The organism is Streptomyces sp. RFCAC02, assembly GCF_004193175.1.
Taxonomy (GTDB): domain Bacteria; phylum Actinomycetota; class Actinomycetes; order Streptomycetales; family Streptomycetaceae; genus Streptomyces.
Window position 1 is genome coordinate 4,136,581 of the sequence record NZ_SAUH01000001.1, and the last position, 23,194, is coordinate 4,159,774.

A 23,194-nucleotide genomic window follows, 5' to 3' on the forward strand; every position below is an offset into this window, starting at 1 on the left:
GCGTGGGCATGAATGCGACCCGGCCGTTCCCTGCGGGTGGCGACCACGGCCCGGAACCGCGGAATCCGGCCACGGACGGCACGGGAGACGGGGCGGAACCGGTCCTGGAGGAGCAGGCCCCGGCCGAACAGGTGCGGCAGGCCGCGGACCCGCGGGACGGGGATCCGCAGGCCGGCCCGTCCGACGACGGCCGCGGCCCCGCCGAACCGCTCCTCCAGGTCCGCAGGCTGCACCTGGTGGACACCGCGGGCGTCGTGGCACGCGCGCGCGAGTTCCTCCGCGAGGCGCTGCACGACTGGGGCTGGATGCCGTCGCGCACCGAGGAGCAGCGCGCGAGCGCGGAGGACGCCCTGCTGGTCGTCTCCGAGCTGGTCACCAACGCCTGCCTGCACGCCGACGGCCCCCAGGAGCTGCTGGTCGGGCGCGGCGCGAAGCGGCTGCGCATCGAGGTGGTCGACGGTTCCGCCGCCGACCCGGCGCTGCGCACCACCCGCCGCGCGGGCCGGCCCGGCGGCCACGGCATGTTCATCGTGGAGCGCCTGTGCCTCGACTGGGGCGTCTCGCACGACGGCGCGTCCGGCGGCAAGACCGTGTGGGCCGAGGTCGCCGCACCGCCCGGCCTCGCCTGACCACGGGCGTGCCCGCGCACCGGCCGGTACGGGATACCCCGTATTCCGGGCAGCGCTCCCGGGGGCGTCTACCATCGGGCCATGACCCGAGTACTGCTCGCTGAGGACGACGCCTCCATCTCGGAGCCCCTGGCCCGGGCACTGCGCCGCGAGGGCTACGAGGTGGAGGTCCGCGAGGACGGGCCGGCCGCTCTGCGCGCCGGGCTCGCGGGGGACGTCGACGTCGTCGTGCTCGACCTCGGGCTGCCGGGGATGGACGGTCTCGAGGTCTGCCGCCGGCTGCGCACCGAGGGTCTGACGCTGCCCGTCCTCGTCCTGACGGCCCGCGCGGACGAGGTGGACACCGTCGTGGGCCTCGACGCGGGCGCCGACGACTACGTGACGAAGCCGTTCCGGCTGGCCGAGCTGCTGGCCCGGGTGCGGGCGCTGCTGCGGCGCGGCACGGTCGAGACGGCGGGCCCCGCGCCCGCCGTGCACGGCATCCGGATCGACGTCGAGTCGCACCGCGCCTGGATGGGGGACGACGAGCTGCACCTCACGGCGAAGGAGTTCGACCTCCTGCGGGTCCTGGTGCGGGACGCGGGCCGGGTCGTCACCCGCGAGCAGCTCATGCGCGAGGTGTGGGACACCACCTGGTGGTCGTCGACCAAGACCCTCGACATGCACATCTCCTGGCTCCGCAAGAAGCTCGGCGACGACGCCGCGAACCCGCGCTACATCGCCACCGTCAGGGGCGTGGGGTTCCGCTTCGAGAAGAGCTGACGGGGAGCCGTGCGCCGCCGCCTGATCAGCTCCACGCTGGCCGTCGTCCTCGTCGTGCTGGCCGTCTTCGGCCTGTCCCTGTTCTTCGTCGAGGCACAGACCATCGAGTCGAGCGCCCGCGACCGCCTGGAGGCCGAGGCGGCCCGGACGCTGGCGGACGTGGAGAGCCGTATCGCGAACGGCGAGGACGTCACCGCCGACGCGATGCGCGCCTCCGTCCCCGCCGACCGCTTCGTGGAGATCGTCCTGCCCGGACGGTCCCCGGTGCGGGTCGGGGAGCGGCCCGACGGCGAGGTGATGGCCTCCGAGCAGACCGGCGTGCACGGCGAGACGGTCACCGTCTCGCAGCCGCGCAGCCAGATCAGCGAGGAGATCGGCCGCATGGTGACGATCATCCTCGTCGTCGCGCTGCTCGCGGTCGCCGCCGCGGTGCTGCTCGCGGTGCGGCAGGCCCGCCGCGTGGCCGCGCCCCTCACCGACCTGGCGGAGACGGCCGAGCGCCTCGGCTCGGGCGACCCGCGCCCCCGGCACCGCCGCTACGGGGTGGCCGAGCTGGACCGGGTCGCGGACGTGCTGGACGCCAGCGCCGAGCGCATCGCCCGCATGCTCACCGCCGAGCGCCGGCTCGCCGCCGACGCGTCCCACCAGCTGAGGACGCCGCTGACCGCGCTGTCGATGCGGCTTGAGGAGATCATCGCCACCGAGGACCGCGACACGGTCCAGGAGGAGGCCACGATCGCCCTCACGCAGGTCGAGCGCCTCACCGACGTCGTCCAGCGGCTGCTGACGAACTCGCGCGACCCCCGGCTCGGCTCGGCCGTCGCCTTCGACCTGGACGAGGTCGTCGTCCAGCAGATCGAGGAGTGGAAGCCCGCCTACCGGGGCGCGGGCCGCGCGATCGTGCACTCGGGGCGTGCCGGGCTGCGCGCGGTCGGCACGCCGGGCGCGGTCTCGCAGGTCCTGGCCTGCCTGGTCGAGAACTCCCTCATGCACGGCGCCGGCACGGTCGCCCTGCGGACCCGCACCACCGGCAACCAGGCCGTCATCGAGGTCACCGACCAGGGGCAGGGCGTCCCGGCCGAGCTGGGCTCCCGCGTGTTCGAGCGCACCGTGAGCGGCCGGAACTCCACGGGGCTCGGGCTCGCCGTGGCCCGTGACCTCGCCGAGGCGGACGGCGGGCGCCTCGAACTGCTCCAGGGGCGGCCGCCGGTGTTCGCGCTGTTCCTGAGCCGCGAGGCCGCGGAGTGCCCGCAGTGATCCGGGGCGGGGCCGGTCAGCCGGCGCGTGACGTGTCCGGCGCGGGGGCGGCCGTGGCGGCGGCGCCGACCGTGTCGCCCGCGGCGCGGAAGACCCACGTCCGGTAGGACCAGAAGCGGAACAGCGCCCCGAGCCCGAGGCCGACGACGTTCTTCGCGATGTTGTCGGCGAGGGGGGAGGTGAAGCCGAAGCCGTAGTGGGACAGGGCGAGCGCGCCGTTCTCGATCACCATGCCGACGCCGGAGAAGAGCAGGAAGAGCCCCGCCTCGCGGCTGGCGCGCGTCTTGTCGCGGTGGCGGTACACCCAGTAGCGGTTGCCGAGGTAGTTGGCGGCGATGGCCGCCGAGGTCGCGATGACGCCGGAGCGCACGGGCGCCAGGGAGGCCGACTGCCGGCACACGTTGAACACCAGGACGTTGACGACGAGGCCGAGCGCGCCCACGGCGCCGAACTTCACGACCTCGCGGGCGATCCCCCGCAACCGGTCGCGGAGCGTGAGCCCTGCGCTCCCATCGCTCATAGCGGCCATCGTAACCAGGCGCCCGGTACCCGGCCTCCCGGGTGGGGCGGATACGCTGGGTGTGTGACATTTCCCGTGGTCGGCATGGTCGGCGGCGGTCAGCTCGCCCGTATGACGCACGAGGCGGGCATTCCGCTCGGCATCAGGTTCCGACTCCTCAGCGACACCCCGGACGACTCGGCGGCCCAGGCGGCCGGTGACGTCGTCATCGGCGACTACCGCGATCTTGACACGCTCCGTGCCTTCGCGAAGGGCTGCGACGTGATCACCTTCGATCACGAGCACGTCCCGACCGAGCACCTGCGCGCGCTGGAGGCGGAGGGCATCCCGGTCCGGCCCGGGCCCGACGCCCTGGTGCACGCGCAGGACAAGGGCGTCATGCGCGCCCGCCTCACCGAGCTGGGCATTCCCTGCCCGCGCCACCGCGTGGTGGCGGACCCGGCGGACGTCGCGCGGTTCGCGGCCGAGGTCGGCGGGTTCCCCGTCGTGCTGAAGACGGTGCGCGGCGGTTACGACGGCAAGGGCGTGTGGGTCGTGCGCGACGCGGAGCACGCCGCGGCCACGACCGAGCCGTTCCGCGCCGGGGTCGCGGTCCTGGCGGAGGAGAAGGTCGACTTCGCGCGCGAGCTGGCGGCGAACGTCGTGCGCTCCCCGCACGGCCAGGCCGTCGCCTACCCGGTCGTGGAGTCCGTCCAGGTCGACGGCGTGTGCGACACCGTGATCGCGCCCGCGCCCGGCATCGACCCGGGCCTGTCGCTCGCCGCCCAGGAGCTGGCGCTGCGCATCGCGTCCGAGCTCGGCGTGACGGGTCACCTGGCGGTCGAGCTGTTCGAGACGCGCGACGGCCGGGTCCTCGTGAACGAGCTGGCCATGCGGCCCCACAACTCCGGCCACTGGACGCAGGACGGCGCGGTCACCTCCCAGTTCGCGAACCACCTGCGGGCCGTCCTCGACCTCCCGCTGGGCGACCCGCGCCCGCGCGCCCCGTGGACCGTCATGGCGAACGTCCTCGGCGGCGACTTCCCCGACATGTACCAGGGCTACCTGCACTGCATGGCGCGCGACCCCGCCGTCAAGATCCACATGTACGGCAAGGACGTCAGGCCGGGCCGCAAGGTCGGCCATGTGAACAGCTATGGCGACGACCTGGCCGAGGTGCGCGAGCGCGCCCGCCACGCCGCCGACTACCTGCGAGGAGTCATCACCGAATGAGCGCCGCAGCGACGGACGGCGGCGCCGCGCCGCTGGTCGGCATCGTCATGGGGTCCGACTCCGACTGGCCGGTGATGCGGGCCGCCGCCGACGCGCTGGACGAGTTCGGCGTCCCGCACGAGGTGGACGTGGTGTCCGCGCACCGCATGCCGCACGAGATGCTCGCGTACGGCGGGGCGGCGGCCGACCGGGGGCTGCGGGCGATCATCGCCGGCGCCGGCGGCGCCGCGCACCTGCCGGGCATGCTGGCGTCCCTCACGCCGCTGCCCGTCATCGGGGTGCCCGTGCCGCTGAAGCACCTCGACGGCATGGACTCGCTGCTGTCCATCGTGCAGATGCCCGCGGGCGTGCCCGTCGCCACCGTCTCGATCGGCGGCGCGCGCAACGCGGGGCTCCTCGCCGTCCGCATGCTCGCCGCGCACGACGAGGGCCTCCGGATCCGCATGCGCGCCTTCCAGGAGGGGCTGCGCGAGCAGGCCACGGAGAAGGGCCGCCGGCTGCGGGCCGCCCGCGCCGGCGGGGACGCCGCGTGAGCGGGGACCGGCTGGCGGAGGCCCGCGCGCTGCTCGCCGACGCCCCCGTCCTGGACGGGCACAACGACCTGCCGTGGGCGCTGCGCGAGCAGGTGGGGTACGACCTCGACCGGCTCGACATCGCCGGCGACACGTCCGGCCGGCTGCACACGGACCTCGCGCGCCTGCGGGCGGGCGGGGTCGGCGGGCAGTTCTGGTCGGTCTACGTCGCGGCCGAGTACGCGGGGGAGCGCGCCGTCAGCGCCTGCCTGGAGCAGATCGACGCGGTCGACGCCCTGCTCGCGCGGTACCCGGACGCCCTGCGGCGCGCCCTGACCGCCGACGACGTGGTGGCGGCGCGGGCCGAGGGCCGTGTCGCGTCCCTCATGGGCGCCGAGGGCGGCCACAGCATCGCCAACTCCCTCGGGACCCTGCGCGGGCTGTACCGCCTGGGCGTCCGGTACATGACGCTCACGCACAACAGCACGATCGACTGGGCCGACTCCGCGACGGACGCGCCGCGCCACGACGGGCTGAGCGCGTTCGGCGAGGAGGTCGTGCGGGAGATGAACCGCCTCGGCATGCTCGTCGACCTGTCGCACGTCGCGCCCGCCACCATGCGCGACGCCCTGCGCGTGAGCGAGGCGCCCGTGCTCTTCTCGCACTCCTCGGCGCGCGCCGTGTGCGATCACCCGCGCAACATCCCCGACGACGTGCTCGCCGCGCTGCCGGGCAACGGCGGCGTGGCCATGGCGACGTTCGTGCCGCAGTTCGTGCTGCCCGGTGCCGCCGAGTGGACGGCCGGCGCGCGGGAGCACCTGCGGGAGCACGGTCTCGGCGCGCTGGACACGACCCCGGCGGCGATGCGCGCGCTCGCGGAGTACGAGGAGCGCCGTCCCCGTCCGCGCGCGACGGTGGCGACGGTCGCGGACCACCTGGACCACATGCGGGAGGTCGCGGGCGTGGACCACCTGGGTCTCGGCGGCGACTACGACGGCACGGCGTACCTGCCGGACGGCCTGGAGGACGTCGCCGGCTATCCGCGGCTCGTCGCCGAGCTCCTGGAGCGCCGCTGGTCGGCGGCCGACATCGCGAAGCTGACCTGGCACAACGCGCTCCGGGTCCTGCGGGACGCCGAGGCCGTCGCGCGGGACGTGTCGGCCCGCAGGGGGCCGTCGTTCGCGACCATCGAGCGGCTGGACGGCCGTCCCGCCGGGGCATGACAACCTCGGGGCAAATCGGGCATTAACCCCCCAAGTGGTCGGCTGTGACCGGCCCGTGACCGACCTCACTCGCCCCCTCGCCCGCAGGTGGTCGCCGCGTGACGCGCGTTGACCGGAAACGCCCCATCGAGCCGCCCCGCCTGGGGACTTGACGCAGCGTCACTGAGCCCGACCGCGACCGTGAGTGACATTGTCCGCGCTCAAGGTGAACGTTCGTGTCGCGGAGTGGCGTTGGTCATGCCCTCTGTGTGCCCCTGTTGCTTGTGTTGTCCGAATTGATCGGCTTAACGTGTCGCCGCGCCGCACCTCCGCGGCGCGCCGCTCCCGGACGCCGAATCCTGTCACCGGAGGCGGAGACGCAGAACCCTTCCGTATGACAGGAGCGGGGGACCCACTTCCGCCGGTGCGATCCGTCGCCACCGGCTCGGGGTGAAGCCGCCGACGACCGCCGGGCACAGCAGTGCCCCGGTCCGGGGCGGCCGGGCATCTCCGGCCCGAACCCGACAGCTCACCTCGCAGGCGCTGGAGAGGAGCACACCTATGTCCGCACGCGGACGTCACCGCCGCCAGCGCGCCCGTCGCCTCTCGCGCGTCTCCCTGCTGCTCACCGCCGGCGGCGCCGGCGTCGCCCTGCCGCTGGTCGCGGCGGGCGGGGCGAGCGCCGCGACGCCCGAGACGTACACCGTCCAGGCCGGCGACAGCCTCTACCGCATAGCCGCCGACCTCGACGTGGACGGCGGCTGGCAGGCCCTGTACGACGCCAACAAGGACGCGATCGGCACCGACCCGGCCCTCATCCACCCCGGTGAGACCCTGACGCTCGACGCCTCCGCCGCCGGCGGGGACGACAGTGCCGACGCCGCCGCCACCGCCTCGACCACCGCCGCCGACGCGGGCGACACCGCCTCGACCGGGTACGCCGCCCCGGTGGCCGGTGTCCAGGGCTCCGGGTACGGCACCGCCGGTTCCCTGTGGGCCTCCGGCCACCACACCGGCGCGGACTTCCCCGTCGCGACCGGCACCCCGGTGTCCGCCATCACCGACGGCGAGGTCGTCGCCGCCGGCATGGTCAGCAGCTACGGCAACCAGGTCGTCATCAAGCACGCCGACGGCCACTACAGCCAGTACGCCCACCTGTCGTCGATCTCCGTCTCGGTCGGCGAGAGCGTCAGCACCGGCCAGCAGATCGGCCTCTCCGGCGCCACCGGCAACGTCACCGGCCCGCACCTGCACTTCGAGGTGCGCACCGGTCCCGACTACGGCTCCGACATCGACCCGATCGCGTTCCTCGCGGAGCACGGCGTCACGGCCTGAGTGACGCGCGCGCCGCGCGGCCCGTCCCCGCGCGGCGCCCGTCCCGGGAAAGGGAGGGGCGGGTTCCGGCAGCCGCCGGCACCCGCCCCTCCGCCGTTCCCGCCGCCGGGCCGGTCAGCGGCCGAGCGCCTGGAAGCGGCGCACGGACAGCGGCGCGAAGACCGCCGTGAGCACGACCGGCCACAGGATCGCGAGCAGCAGCGCGTGGTCCGACGCCCAGGTCCCGCCGACCACGCCGGGGTTGCCGAACAGGTCGCGCAGCGCGGTGACCGTGGCGGACAGCGGGTTCCACTCCGAGACGGCGCCCAGCCAGTCGGGCATCAGCTCGGGTGACGTGAAGACGTTCGACAGGGCCGTCAGGGGGAAGGCCAGCGGGAAGACGATGCCGCCGACCATCTCCTCGCTGCGCACCACCAGGCCCATCCAGATCCCGATCCAGGTGATCGCCACCCGCAGCAGGAGCACCAGCGCCAGGGCGAGCAGCACCCGGCCCACGCCGCGGTGCCACTCCCAGCCGACCAGCAGGCCGCAGACCACCACGACCGCCAGCTCCACGAGCGCGCGCAGCAGGTCGGCCAGGCTGCGCCCCACCAGCAGCGCGGAGCGGGCCATCGGCATGGAGCGGAACCTGTCCACGACGCCGCGCGACACGTCACCCGCCATCGCCGATCCGGTGGCGCCCATGCCGTAGAGCATCGTCATCGCGAAGACGCCGGGCACGAGGAACTCCCGGTATCCGCCTCCGCCCGCCACCGACATGCCGCTGCCGAAGACGTACCCGAAGACCAGGACGAACATGATGGGCAGCGCGAAGTAGAGCACCGCCTCCTCCGGCTGGCGCACCACGTGGGCCATGTACCGGCGGGTCATGATCAGGCCGTCCGCGGTGGCCGACCGCCGCCGCAGGGACTCGTTCGCCGTCGTCGCGCTCATGCCGCCCGCTCCTCGCTCGCGCGCTGCTGTGTGGTGTGGCCGGTGAGGTGCAGGAACGCCTCGTCCAGCGTGGGACGCCGGGTCCCGATGTCCTCGATGGCGATACGGGTGCCGTGCAGCGCGCGCACGACTTCGGTCAGCGCGTGGACATGGTCCGTCACCGGGGTGCTCACGCGCCGGGTGTCGGGGTCGGTCTCGGGCTGCTCGCCGGGCGCGGTGACCCGGCCGAGCAGGGCGGCGACATCGGCGAGGTCGGCGGCGTCGCGGACGACGACCTCGATCCGGTCGCCGCCCAGGCGGGCCTTGAGGTCGTCGGCCGTGCCCTCGGCCACGACGCGTCCCGCGTCGATGACGGAGATGCGGTCGGCGAGCTGGTCGGCCTCCTCCAGGTACTGGGTGGTCAGCAGCACGGTCGTCCCGTCGGCGACGAGGGACCGGACGGCGTCCCACACCTGCGTGCGGCTGCGCGGGTCGAGCCCGGTGGTCGGCTCGTCGAGGAACAGGACCTCGGGCGTGCGCACCATGCTGGCCGCCAGGTCGAGGCGCCGCCGCATGCCGCCCGAGTACGTGCCCGCGTTGCGGCCGGCCGCCTCGGTGAGGCCGAAGCGTTCCAGCAGTTCGTCCGCCCGGCGGTGGGCGGCGCGGGGGCGCAGCCGGTGCAGGCGGCAGAAGAGGACGAGGTTCTGCCGGCCGCTGAGCATCTCGTCGACGGCGGCGTACTGGCCGGTGAGCGCGATGCGCGCCCGTACCTCGTCGGGCCGGCGGGCCACGTCGAAGCCGCACACCTCGGCGCGGCCGGCGTCGTGGCGCAGCAGGGTCGCCAGTGTCCGGACGACGGTGGTCTTGCCGGCGCCGTTCGGGCCGAGCAGCCCGTGCACGGTGCCGGCCGGGACGGTGAGCGAGAGGCCGTCGAGCGCGGTGTTCCCCTTGTTCTTGCCGCCATACCGCTTGCGCAGCCCATCGGCTGCTATGGCGTGATCCGCCATGAGATGCCCCCAAGCAACTGTGTACGGCAGAAACTGTTTATGCCGTAGACTCGGTGTACACCATACACAGTTTTAGGATGGCGTCAAACGGCGACCGCCGGCCGGGCGAGGGGAAGGAACGGGGATGGCGACCGAGCCGAAGGGCGGACGGGACCCGCAGTACCTGCTCGATCTGCTGTGGCGCACGCACCGGCCGGGGAGGCGGGGGCCGCGCGGCAGCCTCACGCTCGACCAGATCGTGGCCGCCGCGATCGAGGTGGCGCGCGAGGTGGGGATCGCCGGCCTCTCGATGCGGAAGGTCGCCGAGCGGCTCGGCGTCACGACCATGTCCCTCTACCGGTACGTCCCGTCGAAGGACGATCTGCTCGACCTCATGTTCGAATCGGTCACGGGGCAGCCGGACGCCGACGACTGGCCGACGACCTGGCGCGAGGGCCTGGCCGCCTACGCCCTCGCGATGCGCGAACTGATGCTGGCCGACGACTGGCTGCTCGACATCCCCATCGGCGGCCCCCCGATGGGGCCGAACAACCTCGCGTGGATGGAGGCGGCGCTCTCCTGCATGCAGGACTCGGGCCTCACCGAGGACGAGAAGCTCGGCGTCCTCATGGTCGTCAGCGGATTCGCGCTCAACGAGGTGCGCCAGGAGGTCTCCCTCAAGCGGGCCGCTCCGCGCACCGGCGTCGCCTACCAGGAGTGGGGCGCGGCGTACCAGCGCATGCTGGGGCGCGTCATCGACGACCCCCGCTACCCGGCCCTCGCCCGCCTCGTGCGGAGCGGTGTCTTCGACGACGACCGGTCCACCCCGGAGCAGGACTTCCTCTGGGGTCTTTCCTTCATCCTCGACGGGGTGGCGGCGACGCTCGCCGCCCGCGCGGCGGCCGGCTGATCGCGCCGCGGCCCCCGGGCGGGGGGCCGCGGCGGAGGCGCCGTTACGGCAGGTTCCTCGCCATGACGAGGCGCTGGACCTGGTTCGTGCCCTCGTAGATCTGCGTGATCTTCGCGTCGCGCATCATGCGCTCCACCGGGTAGTCCCGCGTGTAGCCGTAGCCGCCGAGGAGCTGCACCGCGTCCGTCGTGATCTCCATCGCGGCGTCCGAGGCGAAGCACTTCGCCGCCGCGCCGAAGAACGTGAGGTCGCCGTCGTTCCGCTCCGACTTAGCCGCCGCCGCGTACGTGAGCTGCCGCGCCGCCTCCAGCTTCATCGCCATGTCCGCGAGCATGAACTGCACGCCCTGGAAGTCCCCGACCGGCCTGCCGAACTGCTTGCGCTCCCGCACGTACCCCTTGGCGTAGTCCAGCGCCCCCTGCGCGATGCCGACGGCCTGCGCCGCGATCGTGATCCGCGTGTGGTCCAGCGTGCGCATCGCCGTCGCGAAGCCCGTGCCCTCCTCGCCGATCATCCGGTCGGCCGGGACGCGCACGTGGTCCAGGTACACCTCGCGGGTCGGCGAGCCCTTGATGCCGAGCTTCTTCTCCGGCGCGCCGAACGACACCCCCTCGTCGTCCTTCTCCACGACGAACGCCGAGATCCCGCCGCGCGTGCGCTTGTCCGGGTTCGTGACGGCCATGACGGTGTAGTAGTCGGAGACGCCGGCGTTGGTGATCCAGCGCTTCACACCGTTCAGGACGTACGCGTCGCCGTCGCGCACGGCGCGGGTGCGCATGCCGCCGGCGTCCGAGCCCGCGTCCGGCTCCGACAGGCAGTAGGAGAACATCGCCTCGCCCCGCGCCAGCGGCGCCATGTAACGCGCCCGCAGCTCGGGCGACCCGGCCAGCAGCACCGGCAGCGACCCCAGCTTGTTCACCGCGGGGATGAGCGACGAGGACGCGCACACCCGCGCCACCTCCTCGATCACGATGACGGTGGCGAGGGCGTCCGCGCCCGCCCCGCCGTACTCCTCCGGCACGTGGACGGCGTGCAGGTCGTTCGACACCAGCGCGTCCAGCGCCTCCGCCGGGAAACGGCCCTCCTCGTCCACCGCCGCGGCGTGCGGCGCGATCTTCGCCTCGGCCAGGGCGCGGACCGAGGCCCGCAGCATGTCGTGCTCCTCGGCGGGGCGGTAGAGGTCGAAGTCTGCGGCTCCTGGCACGGTCCCAACTCCTTGCTGACGCCTGCCGACGTCCTGGGCGACGTTATGACTGTCGAGTAACTAAAGCGCACGGTCACACCCACGGGCAACGGGCGCCGCGCACCCCGTGGCCCGGTCGCGCCCTGGGGCTATGCTCGGGCGCGTGAACAGCCCGACGAAGATCACGGTCATCGGCCTCGGCTACCTCGGGGCCACGCACGCGGCGGCCATGGCGGAGATGGGGTTCGAGGTCCTCGGCCTCGACATCGTGCCGGAGAAGACCGAGGAGCTGGCCCGCGGCCGCTCCCCGATCTACGAGCCGGGCCTCGAGGACCTGCTGCGCCGCCATGTCGCCGGACTCCCGGACTCCACCGGGCGCCTGTCGTTCACCACCTCGTGGGCCGACCTCGCGGCCTTCGGCGACGTGCACTTCATCTGCGTCAACACCCCCCAGCGCGCGGGGGAGTACGCCTGCGACATGTCGTACGTCGAGGCCGCGGTCGAGTCGCTCGCGCCGCACCTGGACCGGCCGGCCCTCGTCGTCGGCAAGTCGACGGTCCCGGTCGGCAGCGCGGCACGGCTCACCCGCCGCCTCGTCGAACTCGCCCCGGCCGGCGAGGCGGCCGAGCTGGCGTGGAACCCCGAGTTCCTCCGCGAGGGCTACGCCGTGGAGGACACCCTGCGGCCCGACCGCATCGTCGCCGGCTGCCCGAGCGAGCGCGCCGAGACGCTGCTGCGCGAGGTGTACGCGCGCCCCATCGCGGCCGGATCGCCGTTCCTCGTCACCGACCTGCCGACCGCCGAGCTGGTCAAGTCGGCCGCCAACGCGTTCCTCTCCACCAAGATCTCCTTCATCAACGCCATGGCCGAGATCTGCGAGGCCGCCGACGGCGATGTCGTGATGCTCGCCGAGGCCCTCGGGCACGACGACCGGATCGGGAAGAAGTTCCTCCAGGCCGGCATCGGCTTCGGCGGCGGCTGCCTGCCCAAGGACATCCGCGCCTTCATGGCACGCGCCGGCGAACTGGGCGTCGCCGACGCGGTGTCGTTCCTCCGCGAGATCGACTCCATCAACATGCGCCGCCGCGGCGCCATGGTCGAGCTGACGAAGGAGACGCTCGGCGGCACCCTGCTGGGCAAGCGCGTCGCCGTCCTCGGCGCCGCGTTCAAGCCGGACTCCGACGACGTGCGGGACTCCCCGGCCCTCAACATCGCGGGCCAGCTCCACCTGCAGGGCGCCCAGGTCACGGTCTTCGACCCCAAGGCCAACGAGAACGCGCGCCGCGTCTTCCCGACGCTCCGCTACGCCGGGACGGCCATCGAGGCGGCCGAGCACGCCGACGCCGTCCTGCACCTGACGCCGTGGCGCGCGTTCCGCGAGCTCGACCCGGAGGCCGTCGGCGAGGTCGTCGCCGAACGCCGCATCCTCGACGGCCGCAACACCCTCGACCCCGAGCTGTGGCGCAAGGCCGGCTGGACGTACCGCGCCCTCGGGCGGCCCACCGCCTGACGACCGGCGCCGCACGGCGCCCGCGGACACCACCGCCCCGGGGACCGGCCGGTCCCCGGGGCGCTTTCCCGACCGCGCATTTGCCCGACGGTTTGTGCGCTAGGGTCCGGGGCATGTCGAAGACAATGGGGAACTCGAACACGCGGCAGGAAGCGGCGGAACACACGGAACTCCGCCGTGTGATGGGTCCGGGGCTGCTGCTGCTCTTCATCGTCGGCGACATTCTCGGAACAGGTGTCTACGCGCTCACCGGAAAGGTCGCCGCGGAAGTCGGCGGCGCCGTCTGGCTGCCTTTCCTGTGCGCTTTCACAGTCGCCCTGCTGACGGCCACCAGCTATCTGGAGCTCGTCACCAAGTATCCGCGGGCGGGCGGCGCCGCGGCGTTCACCCACCGGGCGTTCGCCGTCCACTTCCTCACCTTCCTCATCACCTACGCCGTCATGTGCTCGGGCCTCACCTCGGCGTCCAGCGCGTCCAAGGCGTTCGCGGCCAACCTGCTGTCCGCGCTGAACGCCGACGGCGAGCACGGCCGGGTCACGATGACGATCGCGATCGCGTTCATGGCGCTCATCGCCCTGGTGAACCTGCGCGGTGTCGGCGAGAGCGTCAAGGCGAACGTCGTCCTCACCGCGGTGGAACTGTCCGGACTCGTCATTGTCATCGGCGTCGGCGCGTGGGCCATCGTCCAGGGCGACGGGGAATTCGGGCGTGTGACCGAATTCCATACTGCGTCGGGTGAGACGGCATTCGGCGCCGTGAGCGCGGCGACGGCTCTCGCGTTCTTCGCCATGGTGGGATTCGAGGATTCCGTCAACATGGCGGAGGAGACGAAGAATCCCGCGCGCACTTTTCCCCGGATGATGCTCATCGGCCTGTGCGTCACCGGCGTGATCTACGTCCTGGTGGCGATCGCGAGCATCGCCCTCGTCTCCCCGGCCGAGCTGAGCGAGGGGGACACACCGCTGCTGAAGGTGGTCCAGGCGGGCGCGCCGGGCTTCCCGATCGACCTGTTCGCGTGGATCACGATGTTCGCCGTGTCCAACTCGGCCCTCATCAACATGCTGATGGCCAGCCGCCTGCTGTACGGGATGTCCCGCGAGCACGTCCTGCCGGCACCGCTGGGCCGTATCCTCCCGCGCCGCCGCACCCCGTGGGTCGCGGTCGTCTTCACGACGCTGCTCGCGTTCCTCCTCATCGGCTACGCGGACCTGACCGCGCTCGGCGGCACCACGTCGCTGCTGCTCCTGTGCGTCTTCACCGTGGTCAACGTCGCCGTGCTCGTGCTGCGCCGCGACACGGTGGAGCACCGGCACTTCCGGGCGCCGACCGCGCTGCCGGTGATCGGCGCCGTGCTCTGCGCGTACCTCGCGACGCCGCTGTCCGGGCGGTCCGGCGACGACTACCGGGTGGCGGGCTGGCTGATGCTGATCGGCATCGGGCTGTGGGCCTGCGTGTGGGTGGCCGACCGCGTGCTGCGCGGGCGGGGCGGCCGGCGGGAGAAGGACGACTCCGCGCCGCCGCCCGCCGGGTGAGGTGCCGGCCGCCCGCCGGACGGGAGCCCGCCCCGGCGCAGGGGCGGGCTCCCGTCCTCGGGGATCAGGGCGCGGCGACCTTGACCTTGTCGCCGTACGGGAACTCCGAGACGGTCTTCCCCGCGGTGTTCTGCAGCAGGGCGTTGTCACCCTTGTTGTTCCAGATGGGGCGGTTGATGCCGTAGGAGTGGCCGCCCCACTCCGGGTGCACCTCGTTGGTGTAGACCCGGATCCGCTGGCCCGGCTGGATGACGGTGCCGGCGGGGAAGACGAAGTCCTGGCCGGCGTCGTCGGCGCCGAGCTGCCAGCCGGAGATGTCGGCCGGCTCGCTGCCGCGGTTCATGATCTCGACGTATTCGTCCGCCTGGTTCTTCGCCGTGCCGCGGAAGCGGACGTCGGTCAGCACCACGTCGGGCTCGCCGGCGGGGGCGAAGAGCGCGACGACGTCGGCGCTGTTCGCCCCGCCCTCGGCGCTCACGAACTGCCGGACGATCTGGCCGTTCTGCTTGAACCCGCTGATGACGACCTTGTACTTCCGGCCGTCGACGGTGACCTCCTCCGGCGAGACGAAGCTCGGCAGGTCGACCAGGTCCTCGGGCGCCGGGCCGTCGTTCGGCGTCTCGTTGTGGTGGAAGCGGAAGGAGAAGGCGCTCTCGGTGCCGTCCTCGAACACCACCTTCACCGACAGGTCGACGTCGAACTGCGGCTGCGGCAGGGCGGGGACGGGGAAGTTCCGGTGGGTGAAGGTGCCCAGCGTGAACTCGGTGCCGTCCAGCTTCACCGGCACGCTTCCGCCGCTGAAGACATAACCGCTCTTCGCGTCGTCCGCGACGTTCCCCCACCTGACGTGGTCCGTGCCCAGGCCGCTGAATGTGGACGCGTCGGCCGTGACGGACGGCCAGGAACCGGACGTGACCGCAGTGCTCATGGCGCTGCGCTCCTCTCGCTCTCGGGAAAAGATCCGCACCGGAGCTACCCCGGACGGCCCGGGGCAGCCGTCAGGGAACCGATCATCATCCCATCGAGCTACTTCACCGGCGCTGTGGTGACGCCGGCCGTTCCGCGCTCCCGGGGCCGCTCACTCCACCGCCCGCCAGGGGCTCACCGCGAGCAGTCCCGTCGAGCCCAGGTCGATGCCGCCGTCGGGCGTCACCGACTGTTCGGACGCGCCCGCGGCCGGGACGACCAGCACTGTCACGCCGAGGTCGGGGTCCCGGGTGGTGTCCGTGTAGGTGTTGCGCCACAGCAGGCCGGCCCGTGCCCGCTCGCCCGGCGCGATGGTGACGTCGGCGGGCGGGTCGTCGAAGCCCTCGACCGTCGCGACGTCCGCGCCCCGGTGCGTCACCTCGATGTCGAGCGGCTCGCCGTCCGCGTCGAGCACCGTCAGCTCCGGATAGCCGTTCAGAGTGACGGGCTCGTCGCCGCAGTTGGTGACGTCGAGGTTCCCGGCACGCAGGCCCATGGCCGCGTCGATCAGGCCGGGGGAGACGCTGATCCCCTCGGGCGGACAGGGCGGGGTCGTCGGCGTGGGGACGACGGCCGCCGGATCCACCACCGCCCCGCCGTCGCCGTCCCCGGAGGCCCGCTCGGTACCGCAGGCGCCGAGGGCCGCGGCAGTGAGGACGCAGACCGCGACGGCGGCCGCCGCCCGGGAACGGGCCGCGCGCGACCGGACAACGGCGGGCGTTGATCGTATGGTCATCCGCAGATGCTCCCACGCCCTGTCAGACGCCGGGCAGGGTGTCCTGCTCGACCGGGCGCTCCGGCGGTCGCGGTGCGACGCGGACGGCCAGCTTCGCGCGGCACTCGGGGCCGAGGCCCCACAGGCGGGCCTCCCGCCCGTACAGCCTGCGGCCGCACAGCCGGCAGGTGACGGCCGGCCGCCTTCCGGCGTCCGGGAGGGGCAGCAGCGCGGGTTCCTCAGCACTCACGCGGCGGCTCCCCGGCCAGCAGCGGGAACAGGCGCACCACGGCGGCGACCGGCGCCGCGTCGGCCGGCCGGCCGCGGCGGTCGAGGTACGGCGCGAGGACGGCGCGGACGGCGTCGGCGACCTCGGTCAGCTCACCGGGCGTCAGATGCACGACCGCGCTGAACGCCTCGTCGTGCCGCCAGGGGGCGGGTGCCTCGTCGCGCCGCTCCAGCCAGCGCCGGTGACTCTCGTCCTCGAGCGCCCGGTTCAGCTGCCCGAAGACCTCCTCCTCCGGGCTCACCGCCGCGGCCGGCCCGGCGTCGGCGCGGAGCCGCCACGGCCGTACGCGACCGGCGCCCGCCGCGCGCGGCGCCTCCTCCACAAGGCCGTGGCGCGCCAGTTGGCGCAGGTGGAACGAGCACACACCCGAACTCCGCCCGAGCCGGCGCGCCGCCTCCGCCGAGGTGAGCGTGCCCCGTTCGGCGAGCAGGTCGAGCAGGGCGGCCCGTACGGGATGGCCGGCCCGCACGCCGTCGTCCCGCAGTTCGTCCTCGGTCATCGCGCCTCCAATCACTTTGCAAAGTCTGGTACTTTGCAAACTCCCGGGTCAAGTACCCGCGCGATCGGGAGAGGAGAGCACGCGATGCCCGTACTCGTCCAGGGCCGGCCCGCCGCCGACGACCACCCGCACCCCACACCGGAGGCCGTCCGGGGGACACCGCACCGCATCACCGTGATCGGTGAGGACGTCCTGCACCGCCGCCTGCGGCCGGTCACCGGATTCGGCGACCCGGACCTCGCCCGGCTCGTCGACGACATGTTCGCCACGCTGCACGTCGCCGAGGGCGCGGGGCTCGCCGCCAACCAGATCGGCGTCGACCTCCAGCTCTTCGTCTGGGACATGACCGACGAGTGGGGCGTCCGGCACGTGGGCCACATCGCGAACCCGGTGCTCGACGAAGTGCCCGCCGCCAGCCGCACCCTGCTGGAGGAGCCCGAGGGCTGCCTGTCCGTGCCGGGTCCCTACGTCCCGCTGGCCCGCCCCGACCACGCCGTCGTGCGCGGCGTGGACATCGCGGGCGAGCCGCTGGTCATCGAAGGGCGGGGCTACTTCGCCCGCTGCCTCCAGCACGAGACCGACCACCTCCACGGCCGCCTGTACGTCGACCGCCTCGCCGCGCGGGAGCGCAAGGCCGCCGTCCGCGAGATGGGCGCGCTGCGGGACCGGGTGCTGGCGCGCCGGGCCGCCCGGGAGGCGGCGCGCGGCCGTGGGACGGACACCCCCGCCGGCGGCGCGGGTTGAGGTCCGGGCGGCCCGGGTACTCGTCGGGGCACCGGCCCGGCTCAGGTGCCGGGCCGCATGAGCGAGGAGTTGGTGCCGTCGTGTCTCTCGCCCGCTTCAGCGTCACCGTGCTCGACTGTCCGGACCCGCGGGCGCTCGCGGCCTTCTACTCCGACGTCCTCGGCTGGCCGATCGACGAGGAGCACAGCGACGACGGCTGGGTCGAGATCCGCGGCGGGGCGCCGGCGGAGCGGTTCGCGTTCCAGCTCTCCGAGGGGTACCGGCCGCCGGAGTGGCCCGGGACGGAGCACCCCCAGCAGATGCACATCGACCTGGACGTCCCCGAGTCACGCCTCGACGAGGCCGAGCGGGACGTCCTCACGCTCGGCGCGCGCCTCCTGCAGGGCGACGACGGCGGACAACGCGGCTTCCGGGTGTACGCGGACCCGGCGGGGCATCCGTTCTGCCTGTGCCGCGTCCGCGACTGAGCCGCGAGCCGCGCCCCCGTCGGCCGGGGCGCGGCACGCGGCTCGGCCGACGGGTCACTCCTCCGAGACGTTGACCGTGACCTTCTCGTCGTTCCTGATCTGGTCCATCAGCGCGTCGACCTGCTCGGTGTCCCACAGGACCGCCGATCCCTCGGACGTCTCGTAGCCCGGGTCGGAGACCGGCATGTTCATCCGCTCGGCGCTGCGCATGGCCCAGAACATGGAGCGCAGGTCCCACAGCGACATGTCCTTGTCCACGATCAGCGCGTCCAGGACGGAACCGAGCACCGGGTAGACCTTGAACGGGTTCAGCACCGTCGACCACGATGCGGCCTGGTCGGCCAGGGTGCTCAGGAACTCCTGCTGGTTCTGCGTGCGTCCCAGGTCGCCCATGGCCTCCTGGTAGCGCTGCCGGTTGTAGGCGAGGGCCTCGGTGCCGTTCATGCGCTGGCAGCCGGCCTCGAAGTCGGCGCCCGAGTTCTTGTCCTGGATGGGCTCGTCCAGGCACATCTCGACGCCGCCGAGCGCGTCCACGACGTTCGCGAAGCCGCCGAATCCGATCTCCACGTAGTGGTCGATGCGGATGTCCAGATTGGCCTCGACGGTCCGGGCCAGGAGCCACGGCCCCTCGATCGTGTAGGCGGCGTTCAGCTTCCGCTCCTGCTCGGGTATGCGCCGGCCCGACTCGGAGCCGGTGAACTCGGGGATCGTCACCCACGAGTCACGCGGCAGGCTGATCATCGTGCTGCCGTTGTCGCCCACGTGCAGGAGGATCATGGTGTCGGTGCGCCCGCCCTCGGCGTCACCGGTGTGCAGGTCGTCCTTCTGGTCGTCCGTGAGCCCCTCGCGGCTGTCCGAGCCGACGATCAGGTAATTCGTGCCCTCGCCGGCCTCCGGGCGGTCCTCGAGCGCCGACAGGTCCACCTCGCGGTTCAGCTTGCCGTCGGCCCAGAAGTACGTCGCGACGCCGGTGACCAGCAGGACGAACGCCAGCGCCAGCGTCGAGAAACCTATGATCCGGCCCCAGCGGCGCCGGGGCCGCGGCCGCGGCGCACCGCCGTCCGGCGGCGCCGTCCCGGGCGGCGGCGGGGGCTCCTGCCGCTGGCCGGAACCCCGGTAGACCTGGCCGTCGCTCCAGCCGGAGTCGTACGCGTCGGCCCCGCCGCCGCCGTCGTACGGACCGCGCTGCCGCGGCGGGCGCGGCGCACGGGGCGGCTGGACGTGCGGCATGACCCGGGCGCCCTCGGGCCGTGCGTCGGCGCTGCCCCGCCCGTACGCGCTGCGGTCGTCCCGGTCGTCTGTCCATCCGTTGGGCCAGTCGTTCATACCTCCGCAGTGTGCCGTCCCGCGGGGGCCCAGCGGAAACCCGGTGCACCGACTGTGGCGAACCTGATGCACAAGGCTCCTGCCTACCCTGGCCCCATGACCGAACTGCCGCCCGGGCCGCCACCGGGCAAGCCCACCGCCGCCTCGCGCACCACGCTGTCGCACATCATGACCCAGAACGACGTGAACCTCCTGGGCACCGTCCACGGGGGCGTGATCATGAAACTGGTGGACGACGCCGCGGGCGCCGTCGCCGGGCGGCACTCGGGCGGCCCGGCCGTCACCGCCGCCATGGACGAGATGGTCTTCGTCGAACCGGTGAAGGTCGGCGACCTCGTCCATGTCCGCGCCCAGTGCAACTGGACCGGCCGCACCTCCATGGAGATCGGTGTCAAGGTCCTCGCCGAGCGGTGGAACGAGGCGACCCCGGCCACCCGCGTCGCGACCGCCTACCTCGTCTTCGCGGCCGTGGACGAACAGGGCAGGCCGCGCCCCGTGCCCCCGGTGCTGCCGGAGAGCGAACGGGACAGGCGGCGGTTCAAGGAGGCGCAGATCCGCCGCACCCACCGCCTCGCCAGGCGCCGCGAGATCACCGAGCTGCGCGCTGGCCGCGCCCCCTCCTGAGCCCGCGCCCGACCGGGCCGCCGCGGGTCACAGCCGCTCGATCCGCGCGTGCCGCTGGCGCGGCGCCCGCCGTGCCGGCGCCACACCGGACAGCAGGATCAGCCGGGCCGCCCGGTGCCGCTGCCCCGCGTACGGCGCGAGCAGCTCCAGCATCCGGTCGTCGTCCGCGCCGCGCAGCCCGGTCAGCGCGTAGCCGACGGTCCCCGGCAGGTGCAGGTCGCCGACCGTGATGGCGTCGGGCGCGCCATTGCTCCGCTGCAGGGTCTCGGCGGCCGTCCACGGGCCGATGCCGGGGACGGCGCGGAGCCGGGCCAGCGCCTCGGGCAGCGGCATGCGGGCCGCCTCCTCCATGCGCCGGGCCAGCCGCGCCGCGCGGACGACCGCGGCCGACCGCTTCGGGTCCACGCCCGCCCGGTGCCACTCCCAGGACGGGAGCAGCGCGAACGTCCTCGGCTCCGGCATCACCCACAGGCCGGCGCCCGCACCGGGACCGGGGGCGGGCTCGCCGAAGCGCCGCAGCAGCAGCCGCCACGCCCGGTAGGCCTCCTCCGCCGTCACGCGCTGCTCCAGCACCGCCGGGACCAGGGACTCGAACACGAGGCCGGTCCGCGCGAGCCGGAGCCCGCCGTGCCGCCGGTGCGCCTGCGCGACCACCCGGTGGTGCGCCGTGAACGCGCCGGGGTCGTCCTCGGCGCCGAGCAGCGCGGGCAGACCGTCGATGACCCAGTCCGCCCCCGGCCCCCAGGCGGTGGCCCGCACCGGCGGGCCCGGCAGCAGCCGCAGCGTCGCCGGCCCCTCGGGGGTGCGGGTGGCCCGCCAGACGGCCCCGTCCCCGGCGATCCTGAACGCGGGGTCGTACGGCCCGCGCCGCAGCACCAGCAGGCTGCGGTGCAGGTCGTACGGTTCGGGCGGTGCCCATACGCGGTCCGGCACGTCCGGAAGGCTAGCGGTGCGCGTCACCTCCCCTGGAGGCGGGCGGCGGTGGAGCGGACGGTGTCGAGCTCCGCGTACAGCTCGCCGCCGGGGCAGTCGGTGCTGTAGGCGTCCCGGTGGCCCGACACGTTGTCCATGCGGACCGTGGTCCCCGATGCCCACTTGCCTCCGCTGGAGGTGCGGTTGCGCGTCCCCTCGGGGTCGCCGCCGTGCAGGCCGAGCTTCCATGCGGTGAGCAGCGAGAGGCCGTCGGTGATGTCGCGGTTCGGCGCGGTGGAGGAGTAGGTGCCGAGGACCGCGACGCCCATGCTGTTGTGGTTGAAACCGAGGGTGTGGGCGCCCTGCACCGGTTCGGCGACGCCGCCCGCCCGGCCCTCGTAGATGGTGCCGCAGCGGTCGACGAAGAAGTTGTACCCGACGTCGCGCCAGCCCTGGCTCTCCACGTGGTAGCGGTAGATGCCCCGGATGAGCGCCGGCGCCTCCGAGCAGGCGTAGTCGTTGGTGCCGGCGGTGTGGTGGACGAAGACGGTCTTCACCGAGTCGGTGTAGACGAAGCCGCTCTCCCGCAGGCTCTCGTCCGCGCCCCACTTGGAACGGATGACGATCGGCGGGCGCGGCCCCTCGTGCGCCGACGGCGCCGCGGCTGGCTCGATGACCTCCTGCGGCTCGGTGACCGCGGCCGGATCGGGATCGGGGCCGCTGTCGATCAGTTCGAGGGACAGGCCGTCGGGCAGCCCCTCGGTGGCGGCCGAGCCGTCGTCCGGCAGGACCCGGACCTGGACGCCGTCGGAGGGGCCGACCCACAGGGGTGCCGTCCCGCCGCGGACGCCGGGCGCCGTCGCCTCCGCCGAGTCCGGGTCGGGCGTGTGCGCCGGATCGGCCGTGAGGTCCTGCCAGCCGGACCAGTCGCCGTCGACCGAGCGGGCGCGGACCTGGGCCTGGCCGTTCAGCTCGGCGTCGGCGTCGGACCAGACGATGCCGAGCAGGGAGAAGGGCTCGGTGGTCGTGGCGGGCAGCCCCTGGCCGCCCGCCTCGGCCGTGCCGTCCCCGCCGCCCCCGCCATCGGCGTCGAGCGGCTGGAGCGCGCCGAGCGGCCGCAGCGGCAGGGACTGCGTCCCGCCGGCGGAGACACCGGCCGCGTGGGCGGTGCCACCGGGCACCAGGACGAGGGGGAACGCCAGCGCGACCGAGCACGCGGCCCCGACGGTGGAAGCAATGAATGCACGCATAACACTGATCTTTGACATACCGGAACACTCCTGTCCATTCATGGCGTACCCACTTGACTACACAGAGTAACCACAGGGTCCCGGCCCAGGTCAAGGCCCTTCTCTCCGGATCGCCCGATCGGGGTTCGCCACCGCCCCGACCGGCTGTCGGTGGCCGGGGCTACGCTGGCCGCGATGACATCGAAACCCGGCGTCCCGGCCGACCTCCTGCGTGCCGCTCTCGCCGCCGACCCCGCGCGGCCCCTGCTGACGTACTACGACGACGCCACCGGCGAGCGCGTCGAGCTGTCCGCCGCCACCCTGGCCAACTGGGTCGCCAAGACGGCGAACCTCCTGCAGGACGAGCTGTCCGCGGGGCGCGGCGACCGCCTCGCCCTCCTCCTCCCCGCCCACTGGCAGACCGCCGCCTGGCTCCTCGCCTGCGCCGCCACCGGCGTCGTGGCCGACGTGGGCGGCGACCCCCGCGACGCCGACCTCGTCGTCGCGGGTCCCGACCAGCTCGCCGAGGCCCGCGCCTGCGCCGGTGAGCGCGTCGCCCTGAGCCTGCGTCCTCTCGGTGCCCGCTTCCCCGAGCCGCCGGCCGGGTTCACCGACTACGCCGTCGCCGTCCCCGGCCAGCCCGACACGTTCGACGCCTACGACCCGCCGGGTCCGGACGACGTCGCCATCGGCGTCGGCGGCCGCGACCTCACCGGCGCCCAGGTCATCGCCCTGGCCCGCGCCGATGCCGCCGAACGCGGCCTGGACGGCGACAGCCGGCTGCTGTCCACCGCCGACTACGCGGGCTGGCCCGGCCTGTCCGCCGGCCTCTTCGCCCCGCTGGCCGCCGGCGCCTCCGTCGTCCTGTGCCGCAACAGCGGCCACCTCGACCCGGCGGCCCTCGCCGCGCGCCGGGAGAGTGAGCGCGTCACCCACTTCGCCGACTGACAGTGGCCGCCTG

Annotated in this window: 25 protein-coding genes and 1 riboswitch; of the genes, 14 read left to right on the top strand and 11 right to left on the bottom strand. The window is 73.7% G+C overall.

Going from position 1 to position 23,194, the window contains the following annotated elements; all coding sequences use genetic code 11:
• Positions 1-8: 8 nt before the first annotated feature.
• From EMA09_RS19265 to EMA09_RS19275, 3 genes are all read left to right on the top strand, one after another.
• Positions 9-629 (top strand): ATP-binding protein, encoded by a 621-nt coding sequence (locus EMA09_RS19265; protein ID WP_129842254.1) that lies wholly within the window; start codon positions 9-11, stop codon positions 627-629.
• Positions 630-710: 81 nt separating this feature from the next.
• Positions 711-1,391: a response regulator transcription factor gene (locus EMA09_RS19270; protein ID WP_129842255.1), complete on the top strand. Its 681-nt coding sequence runs from the start codon at positions 711-713 to the stop codon at positions 1,389-1,391.
• A gap of 9 nt (positions 1,392-1,400) precedes the next feature.
• Positions 1,401-2,648, top strand: a complete 1,248-nt coding sequence (locus EMA09_RS19275; RefSeq protein WP_129842256.1) for an ATP-binding protein — start codon at positions 1,401-1,403, stop codon at positions 2,646-2,648.
• Positions 2,649-2,664: 16 nt separating this feature from the next.
• On the opposite strand, the gene EMA09_RS19280 is transcribed toward EMA09_RS19275, so the two are convergent.
• A complete protein-coding gene (locus EMA09_RS19280; RefSeq protein WP_129842257.1) occupies positions 2,665-3,168 on the bottom strand; it encodes a GtrA family protein in 504 nt (167 codons plus the stop codon).
• Between the two features lie 63 nt (positions 3,169-3,231).
• On the opposite strand from EMA09_RS19280, the gene EMA09_RS19285 reads away from it, so the two are divergent.
• The 4 genes from EMA09_RS19285 to EMA09_RS19300 all read left to right on the top strand — a co-directional run bounded on the left by EMA09_RS19285 (position 3,232) and on the right by EMA09_RS19300 (position 7,429).
• On the top strand, positions 3,232-4,380 hold the full coding sequence (locus EMA09_RS19285) for a 5-(carboxyamino)imidazole ribonucleotide synthase (RefSeq protein WP_129842258.1): 1,149 nt from the start codon (positions 3,232-3,234) through the stop codon (positions 4,378-4,380).
• A complete protein-coding gene (gene purE, locus EMA09_RS19290) occupies positions 4,377-4,913 on the top strand; it encodes a 5-(carboxyamino)imidazole ribonucleotide mutase (RefSeq protein ID WP_129842259.1) in 537 nt (178 codons plus the stop codon). The genes EMA09_RS19285 and purE overlap by 4 nt, the downstream gene beginning before the upstream one ends.
• Positions 4,910-6,115, top strand: a complete 1,206-nt coding sequence (locus tag EMA09_RS19295; RefSeq protein WP_129842260.1) for a dipeptidase — start codon at positions 4,910-4,912, stop codon at positions 6,113-6,115. The genes purE and EMA09_RS19295 overlap by 4 nt, the downstream gene beginning before the upstream one ends.
• A 319-nt stretch (positions 6,116-6,434) precedes the next feature.
• Positions 6,435-6,652, top strand: a riboswitch (cyclic di-AMP (ydaO/yuaA leader).
• A 3-nt stretch (positions 6,653-6,655) separates the two neighbouring features.
• Complete coding sequence (locus EMA09_RS19300) at positions 6,656-7,429, top strand: LysM peptidoglycan-binding domain-containing M23 family metallopeptidase (protein ID WP_129842261.1); 774 nt, start codon at positions 6,656-6,658, stop codon at positions 7,427-7,429.
• Between the two features lie 114 nt (positions 7,430-7,543).
• Here the strand turns inward: EMA09_RS19300 and EMA09_RS19305 are convergent, their stop codons facing one another.
• Together EMA09_RS19305 and EMA09_RS19310 are read right to left on the bottom strand one after the other, a co-directional pair.
• Entirely contained in the window at positions 7,544-8,362 is an 819-nt protein-coding gene (locus EMA09_RS19305) for an ABC transporter permease (RefSeq protein ID WP_206305972.1), read from the bottom strand.
• A complete protein-coding gene (locus EMA09_RS19310) occupies positions 8,359-9,348 on the bottom strand; it encodes an ATP-binding cassette domain-containing protein (RefSeq protein WP_129842262.1) in 990 nt (329 codons plus the stop codon). Before EMA09_RS19310 ends, EMA09_RS19305 begins: the two co-directional genes overlap by 4 nt.
• A 124-nt stretch (positions 9,349-9,472) precedes the next feature.
• On the opposite strand from EMA09_RS19310, the gene EMA09_RS19315 reads away from it, so the two are divergent.
• Positions 9,473-10,237 carry a TetR/AcrR family transcriptional regulator gene (locus tag EMA09_RS19315; protein WP_129842263.1) on the top strand — a complete coding sequence of 255 codons (765 nt, stop codon included), beginning with the start codon at positions 9,473-9,475 and terminating at the stop codon, positions 10,235-10,237.
• A gap of 43 nt (positions 10,238-10,280) precedes the next feature.
• Here EMA09_RS19315 and EMA09_RS19320 read toward each other — a convergent pair whose 3' ends face one another.
• Entirely contained in the window at positions 10,281-11,441 is a 1,161-nt protein-coding gene (locus EMA09_RS19320) for an acyl-CoA dehydrogenase family protein (RefSeq protein ID WP_129842264.1), read from the bottom strand.
• A gap of 142 nt (positions 11,442-11,583) precedes the next feature.
• Between EMA09_RS19320 and EMA09_RS19325 the strand changes: the two genes are divergently transcribed.
• Together EMA09_RS19325 and EMA09_RS19330 are read left to right on the top strand one after the other, a co-directional pair.
• The gene (locus EMA09_RS19325; protein WP_276324192.1) at positions 11,584-12,930 is read left to right on the top strand and encodes a UDP-glucose/GDP-mannose dehydrogenase family protein; all 1,347 of its coding nucleotides are present in this window, start codon (positions 11,584-11,586) and stop codon (positions 12,928-12,930) included.
• A gap of 113 nt (positions 12,931-13,043) precedes the next feature.
• Positions 13,044-14,462 carry an APC family permease gene (locus tag EMA09_RS19330; protein WP_206305973.1) on the top strand — a complete coding sequence of 473 codons (1,419 nt, stop codon included), beginning with the start codon at positions 13,044-13,046 and terminating at the stop codon, positions 14,460-14,462.
• Between the two features lie 64 nt (positions 14,463-14,526).
• Here the strand turns inward: EMA09_RS19330 and EMA09_RS19335 are convergent, their stop codons facing one another.
• The 4 genes from EMA09_RS19335 to EMA09_RS19350 form a co-directional block, all read right to left on the bottom strand.
• Positions 14,527-15,390: a lamin tail domain-containing protein gene (locus EMA09_RS19335; RefSeq protein ID WP_129842266.1), complete on the bottom strand. Its 864-nt coding sequence runs from the start codon at positions 15,388-15,390 to the stop codon at positions 14,527-14,529.
• Between the two features lie 150 nt (positions 15,391-15,540).
• Positions 15,541-16,164, bottom strand: coding sequence for a DUF4232 domain-containing protein (locus EMA09_RS19340; RefSeq protein WP_129842267.1), 624 nt, complete (start codon positions 16,162-16,164; stop codon positions 15,541-15,543).
• A 22-nt stretch (positions 16,165-16,186) separates the two neighbouring features.
• Positions 16,187-16,393 carry a DUF6011 domain-containing protein gene (locus tag EMA09_RS19345; protein ID WP_129842268.1) on the bottom strand — a complete coding sequence of 69 codons (207 nt, stop codon included), beginning with the start codon at positions 16,391-16,393 and terminating at the stop codon, positions 16,187-16,189.
• Positions 16,383-16,931 (bottom strand): helix-turn-helix domain-containing protein, encoded by a 549-nt coding sequence (locus EMA09_RS19350; protein ID WP_129842269.1) that lies wholly within the window; start codon positions 16,929-16,931, stop codon positions 16,383-16,385. The genes EMA09_RS19345 and EMA09_RS19350 overlap by 11 nt, the downstream gene beginning before the upstream one ends.
• Positions 16,932-17,015: 84 nt before the next feature.
• Between EMA09_RS19350 and def the strand changes: the two genes are divergently transcribed.
• Positions 17,016-17,675 (top strand): peptide deformylase, encoded by a 660-nt coding sequence (gene def, locus EMA09_RS19355; protein ID WP_129842270.1) that lies wholly within the window; start codon positions 17,016-17,018, stop codon positions 17,673-17,675.
• 80 nt (positions 17,676-17,755) lie between these two features.
• A complete protein-coding gene (locus EMA09_RS19360; RefSeq protein ID WP_129842271.1) occupies positions 17,756-18,142 on the top strand; it encodes a VOC family protein in 387 nt (128 codons plus the stop codon).
• Positions 18,143-18,196: 54 nt separating this feature from the next.
• Here the strand turns inward: EMA09_RS19360 and EMA09_RS19365 are convergent, their stop codons facing one another.
• Complete coding sequence (locus EMA09_RS19365) at positions 18,197-19,468, bottom strand: LCP family protein (RefSeq protein WP_129842272.1); 1,272 nt, start codon at positions 19,466-19,468, stop codon at positions 18,197-18,199.
• Between the two features lie 96 nt (positions 19,469-19,564).
• Between EMA09_RS19365 and EMA09_RS19370 the strand changes: the two genes are divergently transcribed.
• Positions 19,565-20,092: an acyl-CoA thioesterase gene (locus tag EMA09_RS19370; protein ID WP_129842273.1), complete on the top strand. Its 528-nt coding sequence runs from the start codon at positions 19,565-19,567 to the stop codon at positions 20,090-20,092.
• Positions 20,093-20,119: 27 nt separating this feature from the next.
• On the opposite strand, the gene EMA09_RS19375 is transcribed toward EMA09_RS19370, so the two are convergent.
• Positions 20,120-21,025 carry a DNA-3-methyladenine glycosylase 2 family protein gene (locus tag EMA09_RS19375; protein ID WP_129842274.1) on the bottom strand — a complete coding sequence of 302 codons (906 nt, stop codon included), beginning with the start codon at positions 21,023-21,025 and terminating at the stop codon, positions 20,120-20,122.
• Positions 21,026-21,048: 23 nt separating this feature from the next.
• Positions 21,049-22,254 (bottom strand): N-acetylmuramoyl-L-alanine amidase, encoded by a 1,206-nt coding sequence (locus EMA09_RS19380; protein WP_129842275.1) that lies wholly within the window; start codon positions 22,252-22,254, stop codon positions 21,049-21,051.
• Between the two features lie 174 nt (positions 22,255-22,428).
• On the opposite strand from EMA09_RS19380, the gene EMA09_RS19385 reads away from it, so the two are divergent.
• A complete protein-coding gene (locus EMA09_RS19385; protein WP_129842276.1) occupies positions 22,429-23,181 on the top strand; it encodes a TIGR03089 family protein in 753 nt (250 codons plus the stop codon).
• The last annotated feature ends 13 nt before the right edge of the window (positions 23,182-23,194 follow it).